Source organism: Eubacteriaceae bacterium ES3 (genome assembly GCA_030586155.1).
In the GTDB taxonomy this organism is placed as follows: Bacteria; Bacillota; Clostridia; order Eubacteriales; family Eubacteriaceae; genus Acetobacterium.
This window is the reverse complement of record CP130741.1, coordinates 175,929-202,372: the sequence shown is the minus strand read 5'-3', so window position 1 is coordinate 202,372 and position 26,444 is coordinate 175,929. Positions and strand designations below refer to the sequence as shown.

25 protein-coding genes and 1 pseudogene are annotated in these 26,444 nt (G+C 42.6%); 10 read left to right on the top strand and 16 right to left on the bottom strand.

What is annotated here, in order from left to right; genetic code table 11:
- Positions 1–318 precede the first annotated feature (318 nt).
- The gene (locus tag Q5O24_00915) at positions 319–2,229 is read left to right on the top strand and encodes an FAD-dependent oxidoreductase (GenBank protein WKY47918.1); all 1,911 of its coding nucleotides are present in this window, start codon (positions 319–321) and stop codon (positions 2,227–2,229) included.
- Between the two features lie 279 nt (positions 2,230–2,508).
- On the opposite strand, the pseudogene Q5O24_00910 reads toward Q5O24_00915, so the two are convergent.
- Both Q5O24_00910 and Q5O24_00905 read right to left on the bottom strand, forming a co-directional pair.
- A pseudogene (locus Q5O24_00910) lies at positions 2,509–3,281 on the bottom strand (IS5 family transposase).
- A gap of 102 nt (positions 3,282–3,383) precedes the next feature.
- Positions 3,384–3,533 carry a hypothetical protein gene (locus Q5O24_00905; protein ID WKY47917.1) on the bottom strand — a complete coding sequence of 50 codons (150 nt, stop codon included), beginning with the start codon at positions 3,531–3,533 and terminating at the stop codon, positions 3,384–3,386.
- 278 nt (positions 3,534–3,811) lie between these two features.
- Between Q5O24_00905 and Q5O24_00900 the strand changes: the two genes are divergently transcribed.
- From Q5O24_00900 to Q5O24_00885, 4 genes are all read left to right on the top strand, one after another.
- Positions 3,812–4,276: a MarR family transcriptional regulator gene (locus Q5O24_00900; protein ID WKY47916.1), complete on the top strand. Its 465-nt coding sequence runs from the start codon at positions 3,812–3,814 to the stop codon at positions 4,274–4,276.
- Positions 4,277–4,339: 63 nt separating this feature from the next.
- Positions 4,340–4,726: an FMN-binding protein gene (locus Q5O24_00895; protein ID WKY47915.1), complete on the top strand. Its 387-nt coding sequence runs from the start codon at positions 4,340–4,342 to the stop codon at positions 4,724–4,726.
- 192 nt (positions 4,727–4,918) lie between these two features.
- Complete coding sequence (locus Q5O24_00890) at positions 4,919–5,425, top strand: hypothetical protein (GenBank protein ID WKY47914.1); 507 nt, start codon at positions 4,919–4,921, stop codon at positions 5,423–5,425.
- Positions 5,418–5,681 carry a hypothetical protein gene (locus tag Q5O24_00885; GenBank protein WKY47913.1) on the top strand — a complete coding sequence of 88 codons (264 nt, stop codon included), beginning with the start codon at positions 5,418–5,420 and terminating at the stop codon, positions 5,679–5,681. The genes Q5O24_00890 and Q5O24_00885 overlap by 8 nt, the downstream gene beginning before the upstream one ends.
- A 22-nt stretch (positions 5,682–5,703) precedes the next feature.
- On the opposite strand, the gene Q5O24_00880 is transcribed toward Q5O24_00885, so the two are convergent.
- Positions 5,704–6,141 (bottom strand): GTP pyrophosphokinase, encoded by a 438-nt coding sequence (locus tag Q5O24_00880; GenBank protein WKY47912.1) that lies wholly within the window; start codon positions 6,139–6,141, stop codon positions 5,704–5,706.
- Between the two features lie 204 nt (positions 6,142–6,345).
- Between Q5O24_00880 and Q5O24_00875 the strand changes: the two genes are divergently transcribed.
- A complete protein-coding gene (locus Q5O24_00875; protein WKY47911.1) occupies positions 6,346–9,225 on the top strand; it encodes a methyl-accepting chemotaxis protein in 2,880 nt (959 codons plus the stop codon).
- 17 nt (positions 9,226–9,242) lie between these two features.
- Here Q5O24_00875 and Q5O24_00870 read toward each other — a convergent pair whose 3' ends face one another.
- Entirely contained in the window at positions 9,243–9,839 is a 597-nt protein-coding gene (locus Q5O24_00870; GenBank protein WKY47910.1) for an SOS response-associated peptidase family protein, read from the bottom strand.
- Positions 9,840–9,995: 156 nt separating this feature from the next.
- Here Q5O24_00870 and Q5O24_00865 point away from each other — a divergent pair, with 156 nt between their 5' ends.
- Both Q5O24_00865 and Q5O24_00860 read left to right on the top strand, forming a co-directional pair.
- Complete coding sequence (locus tag Q5O24_00865; GenBank protein WKY47909.1) at positions 9,996–10,481, top strand: flavodoxin domain-containing protein; 486 nt, start codon at positions 9,996–9,998, stop codon at positions 10,479–10,481.
- Positions 10,482–10,531: 50 nt separating this feature from the next.
- Entirely contained in the window at positions 10,532–11,398 is an 867-nt protein-coding gene (locus tag Q5O24_00860) for a patatin family protein (GenBank protein ID WKY47908.1), read from the top strand.
- 30 nt (positions 11,399–11,428) lie between these two features.
- On the opposite strand, the gene Q5O24_00855 is transcribed toward Q5O24_00860, so the two are convergent.
- The 4 genes from Q5O24_00855 to Q5O24_00840 are packed head-to-tail and all read right to left on the bottom strand — an operon-like array spanning position 11,429 to position 15,982.
- Entirely contained in the window at positions 11,429–12,754 is a 1,326-nt protein-coding gene (locus tag Q5O24_00855) for a diguanylate cyclase (protein ID WKY47907.1), read from the bottom strand.
- Positions 12,755–12,757: 3 nt separating this feature from the next.
- Positions 12,758–14,347 (bottom strand): ASKHA domain-containing protein, encoded by a 1,590-nt coding sequence (locus tag Q5O24_00850; protein WKY47906.1) that lies wholly within the window; start codon positions 14,345–14,347, stop codon positions 12,758–12,760.
- Positions 14,344–15,351 carry a uroporphyrinogen decarboxylase family protein gene (locus Q5O24_00845; GenBank protein WKY47905.1) on the bottom strand — a complete coding sequence of 336 codons (1,008 nt, stop codon included), beginning with the start codon at positions 15,349–15,351 and terminating at the stop codon, positions 14,344–14,346. Before Q5O24_00845 ends, Q5O24_00850 begins: the two co-directional genes overlap by 4 nt.
- The gene (locus Q5O24_00840; protein ID WKY47904.1) at positions 15,344–15,982 is read right to left on the bottom strand and encodes a cobalamin-dependent protein; all 639 of its coding nucleotides are present in this window, start codon (positions 15,980–15,982) and stop codon (positions 15,344–15,346) included. The genes Q5O24_00845 and Q5O24_00840 overlap by 8 nt, the downstream gene beginning before the upstream one ends.
- Positions 15,983–16,437: 455 nt before the next feature.
- On the opposite strand from Q5O24_00840, the gene Q5O24_00835 reads away from it, so the two are divergent.
- The gene (locus tag Q5O24_00835) at positions 16,438–18,609 is read left to right on the top strand and encodes a lectin like domain-containing protein (GenBank protein ID WKY47903.1); all 2,172 of its coding nucleotides are present in this window, start codon (positions 16,438–16,440) and stop codon (positions 18,607–18,609) included.
- Between the two features lie 99 nt (positions 18,610–18,708).
- Here Q5O24_00835 and Q5O24_00830 read toward each other — a convergent pair whose 3' ends face one another.
- The 7 genes from Q5O24_00830 to Q5O24_00800 all read right to left on the bottom strand — a co-directional run bounded on the left by Q5O24_00830 (position 18,709) and on the right by Q5O24_00800 (position 23,490).
- Positions 18,709–19,398 carry a flavodoxin family protein gene (locus Q5O24_00830; protein ID WKY47902.1) on the bottom strand — a complete coding sequence of 230 codons (690 nt, stop codon included), beginning with the start codon at positions 19,396–19,398 and terminating at the stop codon, positions 18,709–18,711.
- 111 nt (positions 19,399–19,509) lie between these two features.
- A complete protein-coding gene (locus Q5O24_00825) occupies positions 19,510–19,677 on the bottom strand; it encodes a hypothetical protein (protein ID WKY47901.1) in 168 nt (55 codons plus the stop codon).
- 251 nt (positions 19,678–19,928) lie between these two features.
- Complete coding sequence (locus Q5O24_00820; protein ID WKY47900.1) at positions 19,929–20,369, bottom strand: chemotaxis protein CheX; 441 nt, start codon at positions 20,367–20,369, stop codon at positions 19,929–19,931.
- Positions 20,369–20,785, bottom strand: coding sequence for a hemerythrin family protein (locus tag Q5O24_00815; GenBank protein ID WKY47899.1), 417 nt, complete (start codon positions 20,783–20,785; stop codon positions 20,369–20,371). Before Q5O24_00815 ends, Q5O24_00820 begins: the two co-directional genes overlap by 1 nt.
- 107 nt (positions 20,786–20,892) lie before the next feature.
- Positions 20,893–21,537 (bottom strand): hypothetical protein, encoded by a 645-nt coding sequence (locus Q5O24_00810; protein WKY47898.1) that lies wholly within the window; start codon positions 21,535–21,537, stop codon positions 20,893–20,895.
- Between the two features lie 77 nt (positions 21,538–21,614).
- Positions 21,615–22,619: an O-acetyl-ADP-ribose deacetylase gene (locus Q5O24_00805; protein WKY47897.1), complete on the bottom strand. Its 1,005-nt coding sequence runs from the start codon at positions 22,617–22,619 to the stop codon at positions 21,615–21,617.
- 112 nt (positions 22,620–22,731) lie between these two features.
- Positions 22,732–23,490: an ATP-binding protein gene (locus Q5O24_00800; protein ID WKY47896.1), complete on the bottom strand. Its 759-nt coding sequence runs from the start codon at positions 23,488–23,490 to the stop codon at positions 22,732–22,734.
- Between the two features lie 117 nt (positions 23,491–23,607).
- Here Q5O24_00800 and Q5O24_00795 point away from each other — a divergent pair, with 117 nt between their 5' ends.
- Positions 23,608–25,059 carry a transposase gene (locus tag Q5O24_00795; GenBank protein WKY49188.1) on the top strand — a complete coding sequence of 484 codons (1,452 nt, stop codon included), beginning with the start codon at positions 23,608–23,610 and terminating at the stop codon, positions 25,057–25,059.
- Between the two features lie 157 nt (positions 25,060–25,216).
- Here the strand turns inward: Q5O24_00795 and Q5O24_00790 are convergent, their stop codons facing one another.
- The gene (locus Q5O24_00790; GenBank protein WKY47895.1) at positions 25,217–26,419 is read right to left on the bottom strand and encodes a hypothetical protein; all 1,203 of its coding nucleotides are present in this window, start codon (positions 26,417–26,419) and stop codon (positions 25,217–25,219) included.
- Positions 26,420–26,444: the final 25 nt, after the last annotated feature.

Sequence of the window (26,444 nt, the reverse complement as noted above, 5' to 3'; positions counted from 1 at the left end):
CCTGTCTAGACAAGGAAATGCAAAAACAAAAGATTGTTAAAAAAAAACTTGCCAAATCAATTCTGCCATGTTACTATTACCGCAGTAATATTAATTAGTACCGCGGTAATAGTAGTGACGAAGTCACTAGATTTTAACGCATTTAACCATCTGTCAGATTACACCCCTCATTTAAGCAGATGATGGGAATTTGCAAGTCCAAATGCTTGCCTAAATTAAGCTGTTTTTCTTCCGGTATTGACGAATCCCGGAAATGAGATGCGATGATGCGATTCACAGACCCCATGTAAAGGGTTGCACATTTCAGGAGGAAATAATATGAAAATATTGGAACAGGGACAAATCGGAAAAATGAAACTGCCTAACAAAATGTATATGGCACCAATGGGAACCTCAACTGAATGGGACGGATCATTTTCTGACCGGTCCATCCGCTACTATGAAGAACGAGCAAAAGGCGGCTTCGGCTTAATCATCACCGGTGCCAACCAGGTCACTACAGAATATGAAGCTAAAGCCTGTAATATTCTAGGCACTGCAAAATCTTTTGAACAATTAAATTTCCTGGCCCGCCGCATTCACAACCAGGGTTCTAAACTTTGTATTCAATTAACACCAGGTCTTGGACGAATGCAGTTTACCACTGGCGATGTTCAGCCATATTCAGCCAGTGAAGTCGATTCTTTCTGGTTCCCCGACATCAAATGTAAAGCTTTTTCTAAAGATGATATTCAGTTTCTGGTTAAGAAAATGGCTGAAGGCGCATTGATTGCCAAAAACGCTGAAGTTGACTGTGTCGAGCTGCACGGTTACGGCGGATATCTGATGGACCAGTTCCAGTCAGAAATGTGGAACACCCGTACCGACGAATATGGCGGAAGTCTGGAAAACAGGATGCGTTTTGCCATCGAATGTATCAAAGCCATGCGTGAAGCCGTAGGCCCTAATTACCCGATTTTATTTAAATTCACACCCGTTCACGGTGTGCCCGGCGGTCGTGAAATCGAAGAAGGGATTGCAATGGCCAAAATGCTGGAAGCTGCCGGCGTAGATGCTCTGCATGTCGACATGGGCTGCTATGAAGCCTGGTACAAAGCTATTAACACTGTTTATCAGCCAGACTGTCTGCAGCTGGATGTTGCCTCAGAAATTAAAAAGCACGTGAGTGTGCCGGTCATGTCACAGGGGAAAATGTCTAATCCGGCCGATACCGAAGCCGCTCTTCAGGACGGCAAAGCAGATTTTATCGGACTGGGTCACTTATCCATCAGCGATCCTTACTGGGTTAAAAAAGTTCAGAAACGCGAAACCTTCGATATTGTTCCCTGCATAGGCTGTAACGAATGTCTGTATGCCGGCTTCTCCGGAAAAATCCTCCAGTGTGCGGTCAACCCTTTGGCCTTTGCTGAAGATTATTATCCGGTAACACCTGGCAATTCCTCTAAAAAAGTACTGGTCGTCGGTGCTGGTCCGGCTGGAATGATGGCTGCCATAACTGCTGCTCAACGGGGCCTTGACGTGGAATTGTGGGAAAAACGAAACGAACTGGGCGGACTCTTACTAGCTGCCGGCGGTCCGCGGTTTAAAAAAGACGTGATGAAATATGTCACCTACCTGATTGGAAAACTCTATCGCAGTGGCGTTAAACTATCTTTAATGAAAGATGCTACCGCTGAAGAAATCCTGGCCGGTAACTTCGACAAGGTTGTCTTTGCCACTGGTGCCAACCCGGTTATGCCGCCGATCGACGGAATCGAAAAAGATTATGTGATTGGTGCCAATGATCTTTTGACCAACAAAAAATCCTACGGTAAAAAAGTTGTCGTTCTGGGCGGCGGCCTGGTAGGCTGCGAAACCGCCTGTCATGTAGCTGAAAAAGCTGATGAAGTTACTATTCTGGAAATGATGCCAGAACTCTTAATGACCACCAGCCACAGTAAAAACAACGATCAGGCTCTCCACCAGCTGATGGAAGACTGCGAAATCAAGTCTATCACCAATGCCAAAGTCATTGCCTTTAAAGACAACGAAGTCATTTATGAAGTAGACGGCGTGCAGAAAACCATCGCTGCCGATACCGTTGCCATCGCTGCTGGATATCGTTCTATCACTAACCTGTATGATGCCCTTTGTGATAAAATCGACTGCTCCATCGTTGGTGACGCTCAGTGTCCTGACAATATTTTAAAAGCAGTTCACCAGGGATTTAACGCTGTCCGCTGTGTATAAATTACATACTCCTACATCTTTCCTGCCATCATTCATCATTGTCCATCCGCTGTCCGCTGTGTATAAATTACATACTCCTACATCTCGATCGCCTGGTTTTCTCCCTAGTCCGCTAAACACACCTAAAGAAGCATCTTAATCAATTATCCATGGCAATCGGGCTTATTATAAAACCCCAACTACCTTTACCCTAAATATAAAAAAGCCCCCATTTAAATCAATCGATTTTAAGTAGGGGCTTCTTTACACTAGGGTGTGTCTGAAAAGTCAAAACACCAATTATTTTGACAAAAGCCAGATGCCAGCAATGTAAACAAAGCTACAAAACGAAGATGCCAGCTTGTCATAACGAGTCGCAACTCTACGAAAATGTTTGATTTTATTGAAAAAGCATTCAACCAGATGGCGTTCTTTATAAAGCCACCAGTCACAGTCCCAGGGTTCTTTGGTGTTTGACTTTGGCGGAATTGTATAGGTTGCACCCTGTGAAGTGATATAAGTCCGGATCTCTTTAGTTCCATAAGCTTTATCACCCAAAATGTTGGCATTTTTGATTTCAATGTTTGCCAGTAGACCAATTGCAGCGGTATTATCGCTAATCTGGCCGCCTGAAAGTTCAAAGTGAATCGGATTACCCAGAGCGTCGACGACTGCGTGAATTTTAGTCGTGTTACCGCCCCGGCTTTTACCGATGTATTGATTCACTTCTGCATTTACAGCCCCTTTTTAGCACCAGCACTGTGCTGATGCGCTTTTACAATGGTTGAATCAATGCTGAGATTTTCAAAGTCAGCATCGGTATTTAAGGCATGAAAAATATTTGCCAGTGTTTCGTCATCACGCCATTTACAGAAACGGCTGTAGACCGTTTTCCACGAACCAAAACGTTCGGGAAGATCTCGCCACGCAGCACCACTTCGCGCAATCCATAAAATTGCGTTGAAGATTAACCGATTATCTTTTGGCGGTCGACCAGTTTTCGCTTTGGGAAATAAAGCTTTAATCTGTTCCCATTGTTCGTCTGTAATTTCATAGCGTTTTGATGGCATTATCGTGCTCCCAACGTTTTGGTTTTATTTTAAAACGCATTGTGGTGATTGTAAAGATTTTGTTTTCAGACACGCCCTAGGAATAATCATCTTTTCATCCTGCATTTAAGCTTCCCGTTCTTCTTTTCTTTCTATCGTTCTCAGGGCATTTCGAAGCGTTTCTTTCATCTGATCTTCTAAATGATATGGGACGGGTATTATTCCATCAATCGCATCAAATAGAATTCTGATTTTATCTTCCTTGCTTATTTTCATTTTTTCACCTAACCTTTTCTTTTTATTTTATTGTTTTTTTTAAAAAAAATCAATGGTGTGGGCGTTAATCATTTCGGCCATTATGTAACATTAAATATTAATTACTTGAAAAATTGCCCTTCCTAACTACATATCAATTCAATGACTCCCCCTGCTAAACATACCATTTCCTCGAATTACTCTTATAATCCTCAAAATTCATCTCCCCCCTTGACAACCGCAATTAGGTAATGTATTATCTAATTGCCTAGAATATTACTTAAAACCGGAGGTAGACCTTGAACAAACTCAACACAATCCCTGACCAACGATATATTTTCGGGGGCATTCAGATTGCCGCCAATCAAATGGACACCCTAATGGAGCGGGAACTTAAAGAACACAATTTAACCACCAAACAGTGGCTTTTATGCGTAGTCATTCAAAACACCTTTGACCACGATCCGACCTTAAAAGAACTGGCTGCCGGTATGGGATCTTCTCATCAAAACGTCAAACAGGTAGCCCTGAGACTTCAGGAAAAAGGCTTTACAACATTAGAAAAAGACCCGGACGACGGCCGAATCACTAGAGTTCGCCTGACCGATGCAATTGACAATTTTGGTCTTGCCACCCATGAAAAGGCAGAAGATTTTTCAGCTAAATTATTTGATGGGATTACTAAGGAAGAACAGGCAGTTACCCGTAAAACCCTTAATAAACTACTCGCAAATCTTGAAAAAATGGATCTTGAATCCAAATGATTCTATTCAGACTCTTTTATAATCTATATTAATCTTAAAATTTTCAGATAAACGGAGGTTCTCATGAAAAAATTTGTTCTTATTATTCTAATCGTCTTCGGTATCCTGATTCTTGTCGCCGCCACCGGGGGATTTGTTGTAACAAGAGGACTGGAAGAAGGCGCCGCGCTTCAAATCAACTCAATCGATTTGTCAACTGTAGAGAATGGCAACTATGAAGGCCTTTATAGTTCAGGCCGCTGGAGCAACTCAGTTATGGTTAGTGTCAAGGACCACACCATCACCGATATCCAGGTCACGAAGACCGTTTTGATAGATCTTCCCGAAGTTAGAGAGGCCCTGGTCAACAGTGTCTTCGAACAGCAAAACACAGATGTTGATGTAATCAGCGGAGCAACAGTGACCAGCAAAGCTTATTTGATGTCAATTGAAAATGCTCTGACTCAATAAACGCAACTGCCTGACACTCTCCAAATCATCTTGTCAACTTAGTAAAAACAAATCATTTGACTCGTATTAATTAATCCACTCAAAATCGCTAAGCTATGCTATAATCATAAAAAGCCTAACATAGATAAAGTGCCAAACTTACTATTTCAACTAAAGCTGTCACTTATCTCAGGTTTAGCTAAAGGAGAGCCGATGAAACAAAAATTTCTTATTCTTTCTTTCATGATCATCTTTTGCTTATGCTTCAGTGCCTGCAACACCACGGAGACTGCCAGCCAGGCCCCAACCGATAGCGAAATGGAGTCGATTATCGACCAGGCCGTCACCCTGCAAACTGAAGGGGGAACTTATCAGGCCGATGATTTTGACGTTACGGAACTAAAAAAAGGGGATCTGATCTATGGTATGCTCCCCGGTCAGTCAGCTTTTTATACCAGCGAAGCCACTGTTGAAGAAGCTGGCGGATCATATGTGAAAATGTATCAGCTGCTGCAGATGCTGCCCCACCCCGAATACGGTTACCGCACCCAGGTCGGAACCTATGAAGTTCAGCAAGATATTTGGGTAGCAACTGGCCTCTGTATTGTAAACTCCGAAGTTTCCGGTCAGTTTACGGGGGATGGTGGCGGCGCCCAGTTTGTCGTTCCTGATTTTGATACAAATCTAAAACTAATCTCTACGGAGGATCTCCATGAATAATTTAAAGAGCCCTCTATTATCACAGTTTCTTAACGCTGAACTAAAAGACGGCAACACAATTGACAAGGTTGAAAATGGATGGTCCAAAATGGATACAGTTATTCGCCTTAAGAATCCTTTAAATAAGAAGCGAATGCTTAAACTGCTGACCGACCATCCTGATACCCTGGGCAGTTTTACTTCTAACGATCCCCACTACCCCAAAGAAGCCGGCCTGATTCATGACCGGGAATCTGTGGTTGGACCATTCAAATGATACGTAACTATAAAGAAAACTTCTAAATAACCGTCTGATTTTTCAGACGGTTATTTATTTGCCTGGTTGCTGCCTGATACTTTTTAATCCTCTCCCGGTCCTTATCAGTCGGCACAGAAATTCTTGTCAAATCCATATTATCGGCCAGATCTGCAAGCTTAACCCGACAGGCAAGGCTATTATCCAGGACTCGATTAATAAAAGCATCATAACTTTCTCCATTTTTTTTCGTCAGACACTTAAGGGCCCCAATAACTGTTTGAGAAAATCCCTCTTTTTCCAAATATTCAAAAGTTATTTCCGAGTCTTCCACCACGTCATGTAGTAGACCACATACTCTTTCCTCCTCAGTTTTTAATGATAACATTACTCTCAGTGGATGAAGAATATAGGCTTCCCCGCCTTTATCTACTTGTCCTGCATGGGCTTGATTAGCAATAGCAATGGCTTTATTAAGCATAATTCACCTCATTCTCTTTTTGTTATTATAGCATGAACATTAGGCTTTTTAAAACTCAATAGACAGTACTAATTATAACCTATGTTTCGTTCCTTTTTAATGCCATATATAATTTATATAATAAATGTTAGTTTCTTTTTATTGGTGGTATAATTATCAAAATCGTAATTTTGTATTAATTATTATCTTTCAAAGGAGATTCTTATGAACTGGTTCAACAACCTTAAAATTCGTACTAAGCTGATTAGCAGCTTTGTCATCGTAGCAGCCCTGGTAGGATTAGTCGGAACGATTGGGATTAAAAATATCAACACCCTCAACGAAAACAGTGATCAACTCTATCAGCATATCACTGTTCCCATCGCTGATATTGGTGCTCTGTCTACAGCATTTCAGCGAAGTCGTGTCAATATCCGCGATATGATCGCTGAAAGCGATCCTGATGAGATCTCTTATTATGCCGAGCAGTTCAGGACACGTAATGACGAAATAGATGAATTGGCTGCCAAACTGCAGACCTCTATCCAGTCAGAAGAGCTTCGAGCAGTGTTTACAGCTTTTATAGATGCTCATGAAGCGGCCGATAGCCAAATGGAGGCAGTCATTGCTCTGGCACTTAATAACCAGGATATAGAAGCCCATGAGCTGATTTCCGAAAACGGAACGACCGGTCAAGCTTCCCGCCTGGAGCAGGATGCCCTTGAAAAACTTGTTGCTGGAAGTCTGGCAATCGGCGAACAAACAGATGCCGCTAATGTAGTTACTGCTACTTCTGCCACTCAAACAATGATAATTATCATGATAGTAGCTATCCTTTTTGCCATCTTTTTAGGTTATTTTCTTTCAGTAATTATCTGCAGACCACTGCACAAAGCCTCTCATATGATCGAAGAAATGAGCCTTGGCCACCTGGGTGAAAGGGTTCATCTAAAGTCTTCTGATGAGATTGGACAAATGACAAAAAATATGGATGCTTTTGCCGATGAACTCCAAAATGTGGTGATTGCAACTATGGATCAGATATCAAATGGTGATGTCTCGGCAGAACTTTCAGCCAAAGACGAGCAGGATGAAATCACTCCAGCCTTAATACGTACTATCACTAATATCCGCGCCCTGATAGATGAAAGCTCGACACTTTCATCTGCAGCTACCAAAGGTGAACTTCGCACCCGTGGACGTTCAGATTTATTTTGCGGCGGTTTTAAAGAAATTATATCCGGTGTCAATCAGACTCTGGATTCACTGGTTGGTTTTATAGATGCTATGCCTAGTCCAGTTATGATCATCGACAATGATTTTAATATCCTCTACCTGAATGAGCTGGGTGCTCAAATTGCCGGATTGGATAAAAATGATGCCAACGGCAAACACTGCTACAACCTGTTTAAAACCTCTGATTGTCAAACCGAAAACTGCGCCTGCAATACAGCCATGAAAACACTGCAATCAACGGGTCACGAAACCGACGCTCATCCGCAGGCGGGGATGGATTTGGATATTTCTTATACTGGTGTTCCGATTCTGGACCAGGAAGGAAAAGCCATCGGCGCCCTGGAAATCATAACCGATCTGACCGCTATTAAACAAGCCGAACGCGTAATGGAAAAAATTGCCGCTTACCAGGCTACAGAAACCATGCAGCTTTCCCAGGCCCTTAACCAACTGGCCAACGGCGACACCAATATCTCAATTGAATTATCTCCTGCCGACAGCGACACCCAATCCAGTTATGATACCTTTAAGCTTCTCGGTGATTCCCTTGAAACCTGCGTTAAATCCATTCAAACCCTTGTTGACGACGCTAATATGCTTGCTCACGCAGCCGCTCAGGGGCAGCTAAGCACTCGAGCCGATGCCAGTAGTCATCAGGGCTCTTATGCCAGTATTATTGATGGCTTTAACCAAACTCTTGATGAAGTTGTAAAACCATTAAGCGATGCCTCAGGAGCCTTAAATGAATTATCTCGTGGTAATCTTAGCGCCAGCATGGATGGCATTTACAAGGGCGATTTTACACAGGTAAAAGACGATATGAACAAAACCATATCTACCCTGAAACGGTATGTAGCGGAAATTTCCCAAACTTTAGAAGAAGTCGGTGCGGGTAACCTTAATCAGGAAATCACATCCTACTATCAAGGTGATTTTCTGTCCATTAAAACTTCTCTCAATGCGATTACCGACACCCTCAGTCATACAATGACGGAAATCAACACTGCTGCCAACCAGGTAGAAATAGGGTCGCGTCAAATTTCAGACGGCGGCCAGGCTCTGTCGCAGGGAACTACTGAACAGGCCAGTGCTATTCAGGAGCTAACTGCTTCAATTAGTGAAGTTGCTGATGAAACCAGGAAAAACGCCGTCAATGCCAACAAAGCCAATGAATTGGCATTAAAGGTCAAAAACCATGCCATTGCCGGCAATGACCAGATGCAGCAAATGGTTTCGGCGATGAACGATATTAACAGCTCTTCCCAGGAAATTTCAAAAATCATTCGAGTCATTGACGACATCGCCTTCCAGACTAACATTCTGGCCTTAAATGCCGCCGTAGAAGCAGCCCGGGCGGGTCAGCATGGCAAAGGTTTTGCTGTCGTTGCTGAAGAGGTAAGAAGCCTGGCTGCCAGAAGCGCGGAAGCAGCCAGAGAAACCACTGAAATGATCGAAGGCTCAATCGAAAAGGTCGGTACTGGTTCTAAAATTGCTGATGATACAGCTGAAAGTCTGGTCGAAATTCTCAAGGAAATCGAAAACGTTACAGATCTGGTCGGTCGTATCGCCCTGGCCTCCAATGACCAGGCCACCGAAATCAGCCAGGTCAACCAGGGGCTCGATCAGGTCTCCCAGGTCGTCCAGACCAACTCGGCAACCGCAGAAGAAAGTGCGGCCTCCAGCGAAGAGCTTTCAAGCCAGGCAGCTATGTTAAAAAGCCTTGTTGAAACCTTTAAACTTAAACAAAATACCCGAAGTCAAAAAAGCTCGTTTGAGAAAGCCCCAATCAGTACCGAAAAAGAAGCTCTTTTTGAACTGCCGCCTGAACCAGAAATTGACCTTGATGATTTTGCTGCTGACAAATATTAAAAGGACGATTTGTATTTTTAAATAAAGGTCAGTTGCTCCTGCCCTGTCATTACTTCTCTATTTAAAAATACCTGATCTTTTTTCATCAGTTTTAGGGCTTCATTCGGTTCGCTCAGCCAGGCCCCGGCCTGGCTTTTTTCGATCAAGACTGGCATCCGATTGTGAACTGCAGCCACCGTTTCAATCGGTTCTTTGGTTAAAATAATAAAAGCAGCCTGGACCTTCTGATTAAAAAAACCGCCCATATAAAGAAGTTCTTCATTTGCACTGAATAGAAACTTTTCTTTTTTATCGTTCCACTCATAAAAACCTGCTGCAGGAATCAGACAACGTCTTTCAAAAAAATCCTGGCGGAAGGTCTTTTTTTCCAAAACTGTTTCTGAACGAGCATTTATTAAAAGTCTTTTATTGCCAAAATGCGTTTCATAACCCCAATTCATCAGTCCCAATTGCATCCCCTTTTTATCGATATCCCCAACAAAAACCGGCGCCAGATTACTGGGATAAATATCACCCTTTTTCAACTCCATATTAAAACGAATATTAACCTCTTCAACAATGGCTTTTACCGCCCTCGCATTTTTTTCTGAATGCAAAATATAACGACCACACATAATTTAACCTCACTTTTTAATTAATACATTAAGAAACATGCCACTCAGCTTTCTATAGTAATCCGGTAAAAATAAAAGGCATATACCTTGAACTTCTTTTTCGCTTCTTCTATAATTAAAACCATAAAAACTATACACTAAAATCTGGAGGTAGAAATGAAAGCAAGCGTTTTGTATTATTCAAAAACCGGACACACCAAACAGATGGCCGAAGCCATTGCCAAAGGGATGGAAGAGGTGGAAGGCATTACTGCCAAAGCTTTTTCTATTGATGCAATTGACGAAGCATGGGTTCAGGAAAGCAAATGCGTAGTTCTCGGCTCTCCGATTTATATGTCCAATGTCTGCACCGATATTAAAGCATTTCTGGAAAAATCAACCCGACCACTCGGCCTGGCTGGAAAACTGGGCGGTGCCTTTGCCACTGTCGATTACGTTCACGGCGGTGGTGAACTGGGAATCCGGCTGATACTCGATCACATGATGGTAATGGGAATGTTAACCTATTCCGGTGGCGGTTCCAAGGGTAAACCAGTCATTCATCTGGGTCCGGTAGCCGTTTCTGATGCTCTTGACAGCTATACCGTAACTTTTATGACCTACGGACAGCGGATGGCTGAAAAAGCTGCTGAAATTTTTTAATTTGCTTAAAACAGCATAACTGATATATCTTTAATTTTTCAGGAGGAACAATGGAAAAAGCAGCACTGGTTCTGGAAGGCGGAGCCTTAAGAGGGGTTTATACCGCCGGTATTCTGGACGCTTTTATCGAAAACAATCTGTCATTTGAATATGTCCTTGGCGTCTCGGCCGGATCTTTGTGCGGCCTGAATTACATCAGCAATCAGAAAGGCCGGACCGCCCAGGTTAACCTCGGTTATAATCACGACCCCCGCTATCTGAGTTACCGCAACCGCCTCAAAAAAGGTGCCGTTTTTAATATTGACTACCTGTTCGAAGAACCCGCAGGACGATGGGACGCATTTGATTTCGAAGCTTATTATCAGGATAAAAGAACCTTTGTCATTGGAGCAACCAGCTGCCAAACTGGTAAACTCAAGCTTTTTGAAAAGCCTGTCGGTGACAATCTGGTGACCGCCCTAAAGGCCTCCTGCGCCATGCCACTGGCCGCAAAAAAAATAAGCATCGCCAACGAAGAGTATCTGGACGGAGGGGTCGCCGATGCCATCCCCTATCAGGCTGCTCTGAAGGCTGGTTATGAAAAAATCGTGGTGGTCAAAACCCAGTATCACGATTACCGCAAAAAGAACTTCAGCAGCTCCAACCAGAAACTCTTAAAAGCTTTTTACCGACACAATCCCTTATTTTTAGAGGCACTGATAACCAGACCTCAGCGGTACAATGCACAAATGGACCAAATCGCCAACCTTCATCAGCAAGGCAAACTTTTTGTTATTGAGCCATTGGAGCCGGTTCATGTTTCCCATATGGAAAAGGACAAAGCTAAATTAAGAAGCTTATATCAGGGCGGGCTTGCACAGGCCAAAGCGCTAATGCCTGAACTCAAGTCCTATCTTCAATCTGACGGCAGCCTTTAAAATTGTCTTCCAAGACTTTAAGGCCAACCTTCAGATTTTTTGCTTTTTATCCGTTTTATTCCGATACATTTTCTCGTCAGCAAGCTCCAGAACCTTGACCACATCGACGGCCTCCTCGGCCTGTAACGACTCTATCCCATAAGAAAAGTCAGGCTGATATGGTTTGGGATTGTCCGCAATCTCTTTTTTTAGCTCCGTCTTAATTCTTTCAATCACTTTTTGTGCTTCTTTTATGGTCAAGCCAGGTAATATCAAAAGAAATTCATCCCCGCCCAATCGACTGAGAGTATCGGTCTCCCGGATCATTTTTTTTATCACTGCAGTAATTATCCGAATATATGCGTCTCCTTCCGAATGCCCATAGAGATCATTAACTGTTTTTAAACCATCAATATCCAGAAAGCAGATTGAAACCGCATATCTTCCATTTTTTACCTGCTGAAGTTCATTTTCCAGTATTTCAATACCTGTTCTTCTGTTGGCAACGCCGGTTAAAATATCTGTACAGGCAAAGGCTTTAAGACTTTCCTCCTCCTGCTTGCGTTTCGTGATATCTCGAAAAACCACCACACAGCCGGTTCTCTCTTCATTATCCATTACCGGGGAAATCACATATTCCACAAAAAAGCTGGTTCCATCAGCACGGTAGAAGATCGACTCAACCCGTTCATTTTCAATACCTGCACCGTTTTCCGACAACACGCGACAACCGCTAAGCGGTGACATAATCGTTTTCGCAACCGGTCTACCGAGTAATTCATTTTCGTCATACTTAAGCATCAGGGCCGCCGCCGGATTAATGAAGGTAAAACAGCCTTCTAAATCGACACCAAAAATGCCTTCACCCACCGCTTTTAAAATCAGTTCATTTTTTCGAGTTGCCAGTTCATATTCTCTGGTTCTTTTTGCAACCAGCGTCTCAAGGCTTAAACGATATTCCCGATTTTCACTAACTGCATCAGCCAGACTGGCCAGTCCCAGATAAATATCCATCAACTCTTTTTTTATCGCCTCAGGATGGGCAATAGCCAGAACCTTATCGGTACTTAGTCCATTCCCAATGGGCAGAAAAACCGCTTCCCCAGCAGCAGGACAGGTCTCTTTTTCCAGCGCCAGAAATCCTGTCTGAATTACCTCATGGACTATATCAAAAAATTTTTTATTCGAAAAACCCGTCATCTGGCTGCCGGCTTTCCCAATAACTTCATCTTTAGTCACCACCATTGCCCATTCTGCTTTAAAAAAACGGATCACCACCTCTGTCAGATTTTCCCATAAATCCTGCTGCGGCATCAGGTGCATAATATATTGAACTGCTTTAGTATAGCTCTGTAATGCCAATCGATTTTCCGCCAAGACTCACCCCTCCATTTTTTTCAGAAAAAGATTATTGATAAAAACTTCATCAAACTCAGAATAATTTGATAAATTTATAATTTTAATCCCATTTCGTATTTTATTTACAAAGTCTTTCAGTTGCGGTGACAAGAGCATCAGTTCACACCCTTGTAATGCTGCATTGCCATAAATTTCAACTTTTTTTGCCCCTGGGATTAGTCCTACTGCCCGGGCATGTTCCTCATTTAAATATCGGCCAAACGAGCCGGCAATAATCAGACGTTCAATTTCTTTGACATGAGCCTGATCGAGCAAACAAGAAATTCCTGAACCCACTGCCGACTTTGCACGCTGAAATACATCAATATCACGCTCATCCAGAAATATATCGTCGGTCATTGAAAGACGACCATCTGAAACATTTAGTTTTCCCTTCTCACTGACCACACCTGCTTCAAGTCCCAGGGCTATCATGTCTACTACCGCCGATCCGCACAAGCCTACTGCTGTTCTCCCATCGACAACCTGAAACGCTTCCTGTTGATCAAGCGAATCGACCTGACACACCGCCCCCGGTGAAGCAGGCATTCCAAAACGGATTCCGTATCCTTCAAAAGCGGGTCCCCCCGATGCCGATGTCACCCATAAACATTTCTTATCCCAGAGCGCAATCTCCGAATTGGTTCCAAAATCAACAAGCAAAGATATCCTGTCATCAGTAACCATTTGAGCCATCAGGACACTTGCCAACAGGTCAGACCCCACAAAGCCGTACAGAGGCTGAATCACTTCAATCTCGGCTTCATTAGCTATCCCCAGTTCGGCACTCCAAAGGGCCTGGTCCACAAACTCACAGGCAATCTCCTTTTCCCAGTTTTCGGGATTTAGCATAAGCTGATAATTTTGGCCCGTCAGCAAAGTCAGCATGGCCGTATTTCCCACCACCGTTACTTTACCTATTTCTTTTTTATTGATAAATTCCTTTTTTTCAATATCTTCAATGACTTCCCCAAGAAATTCCCTAACCAGCCTGCTCATAACTTGAACATTTTTTTCATCTTCGCAGGCCGCCCGTATCCTTCTTAAGATATCAGAACCAAATTCTCCCTGCTTATTGGATCCAATCCGCCCGGTTATCCGTTTCCTTTTACCTAGGTCCCAAAGACTGACCCGAATATTGCTGGTTCCCAGATCCACTGCCAGACCATATTTAGATACCGGCTCTTGACCCGCCCAGTTGAAAGAGTTCAGGATTTCAACTGTTTCTTTTGAGTAATCAGCTTCAGCTATATAGCGAATCTCTGTTTCACAAATCCGATGCGTACATTCAATGACGACATCCCCAAGCGGTATAGCCTGACAGGCCAGACGAATGCCACTATTCAGCTGTTGCTTAAGAAGACCCGTGGTTTCACTTATGGTTGGCGCATTGACTTCACCATTTAAAATCCGAACCTGACATTGACCACAGGCTCCATTTCCCCGGCATCCAGTATAGATTCTGAATCTGGTGGCATCAATAATCTGTCTGATCGTCTGGCCAGTCCGAAACTTAATCTTATAGGTTTCATCCTCCACTTTTAAAGAAAGGACAGCCTTGTTCTGAGTCATTTGTTTTTTACCTGATTAATCATTGCCATAATATTCTCCGGTTTAGAATTTGGATAAATCTCACATCCTGAAGATAAAATAAATCCACCTCTGTCGCTAAAGGCTTCCAGCAGTGATTCAGCTTTTTCATTAATGATCTCAGGCGTTCCAGATAAAAAATCAGCCGGAAGAATATTTCCGATCAGACAGATATCCGGTAGGATTTGGGCCGCTTCAGCCATATCAACTGGATAATCCAAACCCGCAATTTCTACGCCCATTTCAGAGTAATAGGGCAAAATAGTCCTATTATCGCCAGTAATATGTAAGAAATTAGCCATTCCACCACCACTTTTTAAGACTTGGAATAGTTCCGCCAAGGGATCTTTGACCAGCTCCCTAAAAAACTGCGGCGGGATAATTTCCGGTGTCGACGAGGGATCGAAAACCATCACCAGATGCGCTCCGGCTTGAAGCTGGGCCAGGCCGTAAGCCGCACTTACCTGTTTTGCATATTCAAGCACTTGTTTAAAAGCATCGAGATCGTCAGCTGCTAGATACAAGCCTGCTTCAATCCCCATCATTAAAAGCGCCAGTGTCATCGGCCCCATCACACAACCGATAATTAAAGACTCCTCACCAATTGCCGCTTTACAAATCCTGATGGCTTTTAAAATTTCCGGCATTCTGCCGCTAACCTGGGGATCAGGCACCCTTAGATCTGCCACAGTTTTTCCAACCAGAACAGGACTTTTAACAACCGGTAACTGATCATTAGGATAATCCAGAATAGATCCTGCCGCTTCACATTCCACATTTACATCTGTAACTAAAAAAATACCGTCAGCCTGATAGTAATCAAGGACTTTTAACTGAGCCTGTGCAATCAGATCTCCACTTTTGACAAATTTGTGCAGGGGAATCCCTGACAATACACCCGCATGACCAAAGATCTGGGGGACTACCGGAACCCGGTCAACTTCATTAAAGGCAACGGTCTCCATAACCCGTGTAAGACTAGTCATAGCTGCATCCTACCTTCATCTGAGTCAAAAAATGGGTGGCATCAAAAGCCGTCTGGGCAACATAATCCACATTCAGCGTTTCTGGATCTAATTGCTTAAATGCCGCTCCTCCAGCTATCAGCCCGACTGCATCCATACCCCGACCATTTAACAACTCACGAAGGCTTTTCACCATTTCTATGCCAGTAAAAATCAGTCCACTCACTCCCACTGCCAATGGTTTCTCCGCTTCAACCGTTTTTAGGAGCTCATCTACCGGACAGTTCTTTCCGCAATCAACCACCCGATATCCGTTGGCCATCAGAACTGTCTTGACTATTCCCTTGCCCAGATCGTGAACATCTCCTTCCAGCGTCACCAGAATAATTGTATCTTTACTATAAACGATTTGGGATTCTTCCGGATATAAAACTTTCATCACCTCTGTGACTGCACGACCAACCAGCATAATTTCCAGCAGGTTAAATTTTTCCAGAGTACATTTTTCGTCAAGCTCCGACATTGCTGCTTCGATCCCCTCCACTATAATAGTTTCTCTGCTTATGCCCTCTGCCAGAAGTTCTGACGCCAACCTCATCGACTCCCTGGAATCACCATCCATCAGGACTTCAAACAACCGCCTGTCTTCCAAAAGCTCCCTCCTCTCCAGATTGATTCTTAATCGTGTATCATTTTACAAATTATTATATCATCTAAATAGGTTAAACGCATCATGATTTACTTAAATCAATTCACAATTTATTCAATTTCTAATCCGCAAACCAACGTTTGTTGTTTTAATTCAAATAATCCAGAATTATTTTAATTTCCTGGATAAAAAAATCCGCTTTTCTGCTTGAGTTGTAATAATTGTTTACTTATACCATTCTGCTAATCTGAGGCATATGCTATTTTCGTCTTTTACCCAAAAATCCAACCATATCCAAAAATTATACCTGGTAGTATCAGAACAGATATCATTGGTGATTTGTAAAATAAATACAAATTTATCTCAATTAAATGAAATTTATTCCGATAATATGGTATATAAGGAATATAAAAAGTATCTGTCCATTTTTAACCTTAACTATAGAAAGGATGATTATCATGAAAAAGAAATTTCCGCGACTTTTATCTTTATTCTTGTTAATAAACTTGCTGTTCATCCCTCAAGGCATTATTGCCAGCAATGATCCGATCGCCGAAACAGGTCCTTTAAACCCGGAATTTGTCGAGTTCCAGAAAGATGATACCATTGAAACCACTACAGTTGACGGCCATGCCCTGGGTCATGTCCCCGAGATATTGGCCAGAGTTGCAAGCGAGACCGAAGAAAGCATTGATACCTCGGCCTCTTTTCCGGCCAGTTACGACCTGAGAAGCACTGGCCGAATTACTGCTGTTCGCAACCAGGGTGAATGGGGCAGCTGCTGGGCTTTTGCCAGCATCGCCTCCCTGGAATCCTATTTAAAGGCTTCAGAAACCACCGATCTGTCTGAAAACAACATGATGTGGAATCACGGCTTTGATTGGGGCCCCAACTATGGCGGCAACTCTACTATAGCCCTTTCCTATCTGGCTCGCTGGAGCGGTCCGGTTAGCGAGACCAGCGATCCCTACAACAGCGGCAAAAACACCGGCCTCTCCCCTGCTTATCACGTTCAATCGGCTGAATATCTACCCAAAAATGCGGCCGTTATTAAAGAAGCCCTGATGGAGGGCGGCGCCTTGTCTACCACTATCTACTCGGCAGCTATGGACTATCCCGCCTATTTTAATACTTCCACCAGTGCCCTTTATTATTACGGCAGCGCCACTACTGATCATGATGTTGCCATTGTCGGCTGGGATGATAACTACAGCCGTTATAATTTTTCCACTACCCCCTCCGGTGATGGTGCCTGGATTATAAAAAACAGCTGGGGCAGCGACTGGGGCGACGGCGGGTATTTCTATCTCTCTTATTATGATACCTATGCCTGCAATAATGTGACCGCATTTCATAATGCCGAGTCCACCAGTAATTACAAACGGATCTATCAGTATGATCCCCTAGGCAATACCCTGGCAATTGGCTTTAACAATGCCGACCACTCCAGTTGGGGGGCTAATGTTTTTACTGCCCAGGCCTCCGAAACACTGACTGCAATCAGCACCTACTCTTTAAGCCCTAACACCACAGCCGAAATTTACATCTACACCAATCCATCATCCGGTCTGCCTAGAAGCGGAACCCTGCGTTCCAGCCAGACGGTTACTTTTGATTATCAAGGCTACTATACTGTCGATTTAAATAACCCGGTCAATCTAAATGCCGGGGAAGACTTTTCCGTCGTCATTAAGTATGTCACCCCTCAAGCTTGGTATCCCGTCCCCATCGAAGGCCAGGAGGCCAATTATTCCAGTGCAGCCACCGCATATTCTGGTCAAAGTTATATCAGTAACGATGGCGGCTCATACTGGCAGGATGTGGCCGTTTCTGATTATGCCAATGTCTGTATCAAGGCTTTTAGCGGAACATCAAATGTCACTCTTACAAACATCAGCATTACCAGTCCGGCCAATAAACTTACCTATCAGATCGGTGATACTCTGGATATTTCTGGCCTGGAAGTAACTGGCTTTTACAGCGATGGTTCCAGCCACCTTGAAACGATCACCACCGCCAATATCTCCGGCTTTGATTCCTCCACTGCCGGAACTAAAACCCTGACCATCACAGTTGGCGGAAAAACCGCCACCTACACCATTACCGTCAAGGATCCAAACAGCTCATCAGATGATGTGGATGTTTATTATCGGACCCATGTCCAGAATATCGGCTGGCAGGGTACCTGCTATAATGGAGAAATCAGCGGTACTTCCGGTTTAGGCTATCGGCTGGAAGCCATTCAGATTCAACTGGGAGACAGCAATGCCGATTTGGGAATTGCCTATCGGACCCATGTTCAGAACATCGGCTGGCAGGATACCCGCTATGATGGCGAAATCAGTGGCACCTCGGGCTTAAGTTACCGGTTGGAAGCCATTCAAATCCAGCTCTATGGTAATGATAAAGATCTTTATGATGTTTATTACCGGGTTCATTGCCAGAATTTCGGCTGGATGGGATGGGCAGTTAACGGTGAAATGGCGGGAACCTCCGGTTATGGCTATAGGCTGGAGGCGATTCAAATTGAGGTCTGGCCCAAAAATGCATATTTTTATGGGATGGATGAAACACCTGCTTCACGCTCTGCCGACCAGGAACTTCCAGCTATTCTGACAGTGATTGAATAAAATTCGCTGTCTCTCTGCTGACTGACATACAAATAATCTCCGAACACTAACTAAAGAAGCGGCATAACCATTATAGTCTGCCGCTTCTTTTTCATATTTTTATTTCCAAGGCCGTTTAATCCCGGTCCAGCCCTTCTCTTCCCAATAAATGCGGTCTGCCTCGTTAAAGCCTTTCTTTTGCATCATACGACTTAACCCGAAAAGAGCTCTGGTTTTCAGACCTGGACTAACTTTTCCATCAGCCGCTTTTATTTTTTGAGCCAGACGGGTAGTTCTTTCGTCAATTTTATTTTTTAACTTCTGTTCAACAGCCTGCCATTCAATCGCTCTGACTGCAAAACCTAAACGATAACGTTTGGGAATTCCCCAATAAAAGAGACTGATATCCATATCCTTTATCGTGGATTTCATCCCGGCACCAGCTGCAGTCGCTACACAGACAGCCTGCTTTTTAAACATTTTTTCTTCCGGGCGATGAACCATAAAACGATATCCGTAATGATCAAGAAACAGTTTCATCGTTCCGGTCACCCGCATCACATAAACCGGACTGCCAAAAATCAGAACGTCTGCCTCATCCATGGCATCAGTGATCGGTTTGAGTTTTTCATAATGGGGACAAAGGGCCTCGTTTTTGGAAAAACAATTGCCGCAGCCAATGCAAAATTTTTCAAAATCTTTGGGCAAAAAAAATTCTTCGCTTTCTCCCCCAATCTTATCGGCCAGTTGCCTGGCGATATGGTAAGTTGATCCTTTATGATTCTGTCCATGAATCAAAACTGTTTTCATCCAAATCTCCTAATTTTTTTATCAAACAATTAAACATAATCTTCATACAAAAAAACTGTTGCATTAACAAGAGTTAGTGCAACAGTCAATTAGTCGCGTGTAGTCGAGGGCCTATTTCTTATCCTCGTCAGCCATAAAATCATGCTGTTCTTCTTTTGACTTTTCGCTCAGCTCTTCAGCTTCTTCATACATCGAATCAGTGTGACCTTCGATTTTTTTGTCTTTTTCACTTAATTCTTCCGCATTTTCGTAGATACCTTTTTTACCATCTTCTACCATTGTTAAATCCTCCTGTTTGATTAATTGAATTTTTAGATGACTGTTTCCTAGAGTTTTTACCCTTTTTTTATTTTACCAAACACCTTGAAAAGATATTTTTAAAAACTTCTCTGACGTCGCTCAAACTCTGTCATAATAATTAGGCTTATTCTTCTGTCATTTTGCCGTTTCATCTATTTTAATCTTTAACTGTTAATCATCTGATAATTTCCAGTCTTGCTGAATCATATCCACTACTTTCGCTGTGCATTTTAGTGACTTCGATTTAATCTCGTTTCAATACAAATATTGCCAGCAGGTGTTGCTAAACAGGAGGCTGTTTCCAGCTCATAGTCCTGTTCTTTTTCGGGAATTCCCAATTTAGGCGGTAGAATATCACAGGTGAGATTCTCACCTGAAAGAATTGTCAAAACATTGCCGCTTATGATATTTGACAGCTCTGACATGGCAGAAATTACGAAATCGTCAACTTTGTCAAATTCCATGCTACTCATGATCTTGACAATTTCCAGTGAAGTCTGATGAGGGAAACGATAAATTACTACCCCTTCCAGATCTCCAATCACTCCAACAGCAATATCGAGCTCATGTTCACTGAAAAAATCTTCCCCCGGATGATCCGTAATATCTAAAAGATCCAGCATCAGTTCAAAAACATTTTTGGTCGCATTCAGAAAAGGCATCTCTGTCATTACACTTCCCCCTTTTCTTTGGCAAAATCAGCTATTCGCTGATCTTCCGCAGCAACATGATTGATCAGCCAGGTCAAAAGCTTACCGGCAAACTGCTGCATCAGGGCCTCGTCAAAATCGCTTTTTTCATAGGCTTCAGATACTGATACCACATACTCAACCATATCGGTGTGTATTTTCTGATGAGCTTCATATCCCGGGTAGCCGATTTTTTTCTGGTAGCCTTCTTCGTCACGGAAATGCTCAACCACGTATTCCTTCATAAATTCCAGAGTGTCATTAATTTGAGCCAGCTTCTGATCCCATGACTCTTCCGAGCGAACCGTCATAGTAAATTTTTCCACTCGATTAAACAGTTCCTTATGCTGATTATCAATCAGCGGAACACCTAATTCGTACTTTTCTTTCCAGAGCATAAATTTCGTCCTTCCCTTTTTATGATACTTGTTTATTAATATTATACGCCTTTATTAAGAATGATTTCAAGGTATTATTTTGCGCCATGAAAAGAAGAATCTTCCTTTTAGTTTTGACGGTCCTTATAATCCTCTTCAATCTTCTGCTTCCACTCCCTTGAAATCGAACTGCCAGCACGAAGACTACTTACTGTTTCACTGAGAACAGAATAATTCAAACGTGTCCCGGCTGAATCACCATGATAATTGACAGCCCGGTCCTCAGCAATTCCAAAACTCCTGGCTGTTTCAACCGCGTCGATATTGGCTCCCAGGAAAATAAATTCCCAGCCTTCTTTTTTCTTTTTTTCGATCAGCTTTCTAACCTGGTCAGCTGAATATTCACGACTGGCATTTTCAAGCCCATCAGTGGTAATTACAAACATTACCTGACTGGCCTGTTCTTCTTCTTTTGTATGCTTTTGGACGTTATCAATCTTACTGATCGTTTTACCAATAGCATCCAGCAGGGCTGTCGTTCCTCTAACGAAGTATTCTGTTTCCGATATTTTTTCAATCCCGTTTAAAGCAATCCGATCATGCAGCAGTTCATACTGGTCATCAAACAAAACCGTTGTGATAATTGCTTCGCCTGCTTCTTTTTTCTGCTTCTCCAACAGACTATTGTAACCGCCAATCGTATCCGACTCAAGTCCACTCATTGAGCCGCTGCGATCCAGAATAAATATCAGTTCCGTTAAATTCTTTTTCATTGTAATATCCTCCAATCATTTTTCTGATTAAAGGATAGCATCAAACGTGGTTTAACTGGTCGCCTGACAGGCGACAATTAAAGGCCCAGAAGCTTCTGTTCAAAAGCAAACAGCGCTTCGTTAATCTCAAAAATATTATAATTTCTCTCTTCGATAAAATATTCAATAATAATATCTGCCCGGTTACTGTGTGAAAGGGCAAACCCAGCTCGAGCCAGAAGATCTCTGGTTTCGTCAAGATTTAAATGAAGGGCAATGGCAAAGGCAATAGCAGTCTGCTTTCCCGGATGATAGGACTTGTCATTTCTGATTTTTGAAAAAAGCTTTCGATCGATATTAGCCCTTTTATAGGTTTCTGCATCAGTCATCCCTTTTTCATCAATGAGCCGCAAAAGACTTTCTGAAAAAGACTCTTCCACCTGGTTGACCAGATCATCAAGCTTTCTCTGACTTTTTAATCTTTGAATCGACGCCGCTGCTGGCATCTCCAAAAATTCAACCTGCTCTCTTAATTGTCCTCCAGTAAAATCACTGCCGCGTCCAACACTGTTTTCATCAGCATAGCGTTCATCAATATACTGACTGATTGCTGAATAAAGATTTTCTGAAAGTTTAAACGAAGCCTGGTCATAAACAACCAGTGTAACTTCCATCTCGTGTTCCAGAAGAAAATTGCCAATTTCATAGACGGCTACCCTAAGCGCCTGATCTCTGGGATAACCATAAGCACCAGCTGAAATCAGGGGAAAAGCAATGCTCTTTAATCCCCGATCTGCCGCCAGTATCAAGCTATTTTGATAACAGCTTCTGAGCAGCTTTTCTTCATTCCGGCTGCCCCCTTCCCATACTGGTCCGACTGTATGAATGACATATTTTGCCGGCAGTTTATATCCCCCTGTAATTTTAGCCTGACCCGTTTCACAGCCGCCAAGGGTTTTACATTCATCTAACAGCTTAGGGCCTGCCGCCCGATGAATGGCACCGTCAACCCCGCCACCGCCAAGCAGGGACTGGTTCGCCGCATTAACAATGGCATCTGCTTTCATTTTGGTAATATCGTTTCTGACAATTTGAAAACCCATTTTATACACCCCCAGACCTTCAATCATTCCAGATTTCAATTTCAGGCTTCGTGAATCTGACTTCCCGTTAATCCTGAGTGTATTCCCATTTCATCTTTCTGTCAACCTTTGCTTAATGGAGCGGCAATTTTAGTAGAAATTCCGTTCCGCAGTCAATTTTTGAATTCACCATGATATCTCCCCCCAATTTAATCACCTGATCTTTAACCGAGGATAATCCAACACCACGGCCGCTAAGCATTGATACCGTTTCTTTTGTCGAAAAATTATCTCGAAAAATATAATTGATCATATGATTCTCAGAGCATTTTTCAAGTTCATCCTGGCTTAACAGTCCAGATGCTAAGGCTTTCTTTCCGATAATAACCGGATCTATTCCTTTCCCGTCATCCTTAATACTGACCATAAATTGTCTGTCCTTTTTTTCGATATGGCAATGGATATTTCCCTGTAGCGGTTTGTTTTTTTCCGCCCTATCGTCAGGCAACTCGATTCCGTGATCGGCAATATTTCTAAATATATGAATCAACGATTTAGTCAGCCCGGAAAACTCTTCGGGATTGATATAAACCGAATCTCCAGTAATTCTAAAATCGGCAATTTCTTTGTTTAGTTTCCTGGCAATCAGTTTGGTATAATCATTGTAGCCCAATAAAATATCATTAATTGTTGGGTAACTCAATCGGTGCACGTGCTCCATAACAAAGTTTGAATCCTCTTTTTCAAACCGTTTGTTGATGACATTTTCCAAATGTTTAATCCGGTCGTAGTGAATCGTGATGGTATTTTCCGATTGAAAGAAATCCTCTCCAAAAAAGGACTGGATCACCTCCAAATCTTTTAAAACAAATAGGCATTTGCGAAATGCCATAACCCGCATAATAGCGGGATATTTTTAACATAAAAAAATATAACTCCTCACCAGATTATGATAAAATTGAGTTACAACCACAACAATCCATCATCCTGAAAGGAGTTATATATGGATATTTTACCACAAAAACAGCTTTCGTTTGCTGAAATTTATGCTGATTGCACTCATTTTTTTGAACAGGACAAACATCACTTTCTTTCACTGCTGGAAGAAAAACTTGACCTTCATGCTCTGGTTCCACATTCTTTTTACAGTCATTACTATGCTTGTAATGGGCGACACCGTGATTTTGAGCTTTGTTCCATTCTTTGGGCATTCATTCTGCAGCGAATTTTTTCCATTCCCACTGACACCCTGCTGATCACTTTTCTCAAGTTTTCCAGCGAATTAAGGGATTTCTGCGGTTTCAGCAGAGTTCCCCACGCATCCCAGCTGACTCGCTTCAAGCAAGATTATCTTCCGGACTTACAATCGTTTTTTCATCAACTTGTTGATGTAACTGAACCAATCTGCCAAAAGATCGATGCTCATAAGGCCATGATGACCATCTTTGATACTTCGGGAATTGAAGCCTATGTTACTGAAAATAATCCCAAATTTGCCAATAAAATCATCAAACAGCTCAAAGCTTTCAAGAAAACCCATCAGCTGAATGATTCCTATGATCCCTACAAGGCCGCCTATGGCGCCATGCCCACCCACGCTAAAGCCAATTCTTCTATTAAACAGCTTTATATCAACGGTCATTTCTGTTATGTCTATAAATTCGGCATGATCACCAACGGCCTTGGCATTGTCCGGGATATCTCTTTTTATGATGCCAACTTTCTGGTTGATCATCCTGATATTGCTGTTGAGAAAAAGTCTGATTCTCCCGACGAGGACAAGTCGCTCCATGATACCAAAGCACTTATTCCTGTTCTTTCCGACTTTTTTAAAAAGCATCCGCTGATTGTTCCCAAACTTTTTATTGGTGATGCCGCTTTTGACAGCTCAGTCATTTATCACTCGCTGCTGACTGATTTAAAGTTTGAAAAAGCCTTCATTCCCCTCAATTCGCGGGGCTCCCTTTCTTATTCCGATTGCCCGGTTAATGAGCATGGTATCCCCTGTTGTCCGGACAACCCTTCACTTCCCATGAAACCGGAAGGTAAAACCAGGCGTAAAAATGGTCTCGTCCGCTTTAAATTTACCTGTCCCAAAACCCGATGGGTCAGGCAGCAATCCGGTAAATCCAAACGTCAGTGTTTCTGCGAAAAACCCTGCACACCTTCTTCCTGTGGCCGGATGTTCTATGTTTACCCTGAAAAAAACCTTAGAGCTTACCCAGGTACGCTTCGGGGTACTGACGAGTGGCAGCAAATCTATAAAATTCGCGGTGTTGTTGAACAGTCACTCAATCATTTCAAAGATTCTTTCTGTGTTGCCGGTCGCAAAACAAGAAATGCTCGGACGCTTCGCGCGGATCTGCTCCTGGCTGGCATTACCCAGCTGATTACTGTCATTCTTGCTGACAACATTCATCAGCTTCAATACATCCGCAGTCTTAAAAAACTGATTGCCTAACTGCTAAAATAAAGTTTTTTTCAGGCTTTTCTCAGGCTTTTATTTTTGCGCCTTTTTTTTGCAACGCTTCCTGCTTTTTTTGTCATACTTTTTTAATCAGCTCTCTTCATGCTCTACTTTCTCATTTTTTTCATTTTTGTTTTCATTTCGCAATTACCTATTTTAAAACAAATTCGTCAAAGGACCGCCCGCGAAAGATTGCAATGATCTCCTCCTGACGACAGCAGTCCTGATTTTCAAGCATTCCTGACAGCTGGTCCTCCAGCTGATGCAAACTGACAGCGGTATTGTAAAAGGAATGTAAGGCAAAATCCCCCTTCATCGTATGAACTATCCTGAATAATATGGGCAGGGGATCTTCTATTTTTTCAATCAGCTCCACCGCACTTTCAAAAAAAGCATAGGCTTCCAGCAGTGAATCCTGTATTTCACGCTTATGGTCGGCTGCCGAAAGAATCAGTTTCATATTGTTTTTTTCTTCGATGGCTTTATTCTCCAAGGCCTTTTTATCGGTTATATCGGTAAGAATCAGCATCATTGCTTTATTTTCATCGAAGGCGATAATTTTATAAGCCAGCTGAATATATCGGTTGTTAATAAGCAGTTCCCTGGGCAGCAGACGAATAAAGGTTTTTGCCCGCTTCTTTTTTTCCTGTTCAAATAAAGCTGAAAATACATCTGACAGGAGAATTTTCTCATCTTTTGGCAAAAATTCAGAAAGCAGCTTAAGCAGTGACAGATTTCCTATCGGCCAGCCAAAAATCTCATCACATACTTTACTGTATTCTTCAGTAATGACCAGATCACTACCAAAGGATAAAAACCCCTGGTCCGCATTATTCATCAGGTTTCTAATTTCTTTGTTTTTCATTTCGATTTGCATTCGAAACAGTTTTTCTTTTTCATTTGCTTCCTGTAGAATTCTCTGCTGCTGATTTAAAAGCTCTATTTCCTGTTCTTTTCGCTCTGACATGGCCGCCAAAAAATTGCTGATGCTGACCACGCCCCTATAATGGCCATCTTCTACAACAATCACATAATCATAGACATCATCAGAGGGACGGTTCATGGCTTTCATTCCAAATTGTGCCAGATCACAGGAAGACTCAAGAACGAGGATTTCTTTTTTCATAATCAGCTCAACAGAGCGATTGAGATAAATCGCGAACCCAAACTGTGTTCCAATGTTCTGATAAAAATGATTGCGCATAATCAGGCCAATGGGATAATGGTCATCATTAACAATGACCACACCACTTGCACCAGCATTCTCTTCAAAGTACTGATTGAGCGCACAACCCTGATCAGCAACCGAAAAAACAGGCGCCATTTCAATCAGTTGGGAGATAGTTTCCACCATGATCCGTCCACCTCTTTCCTAATCA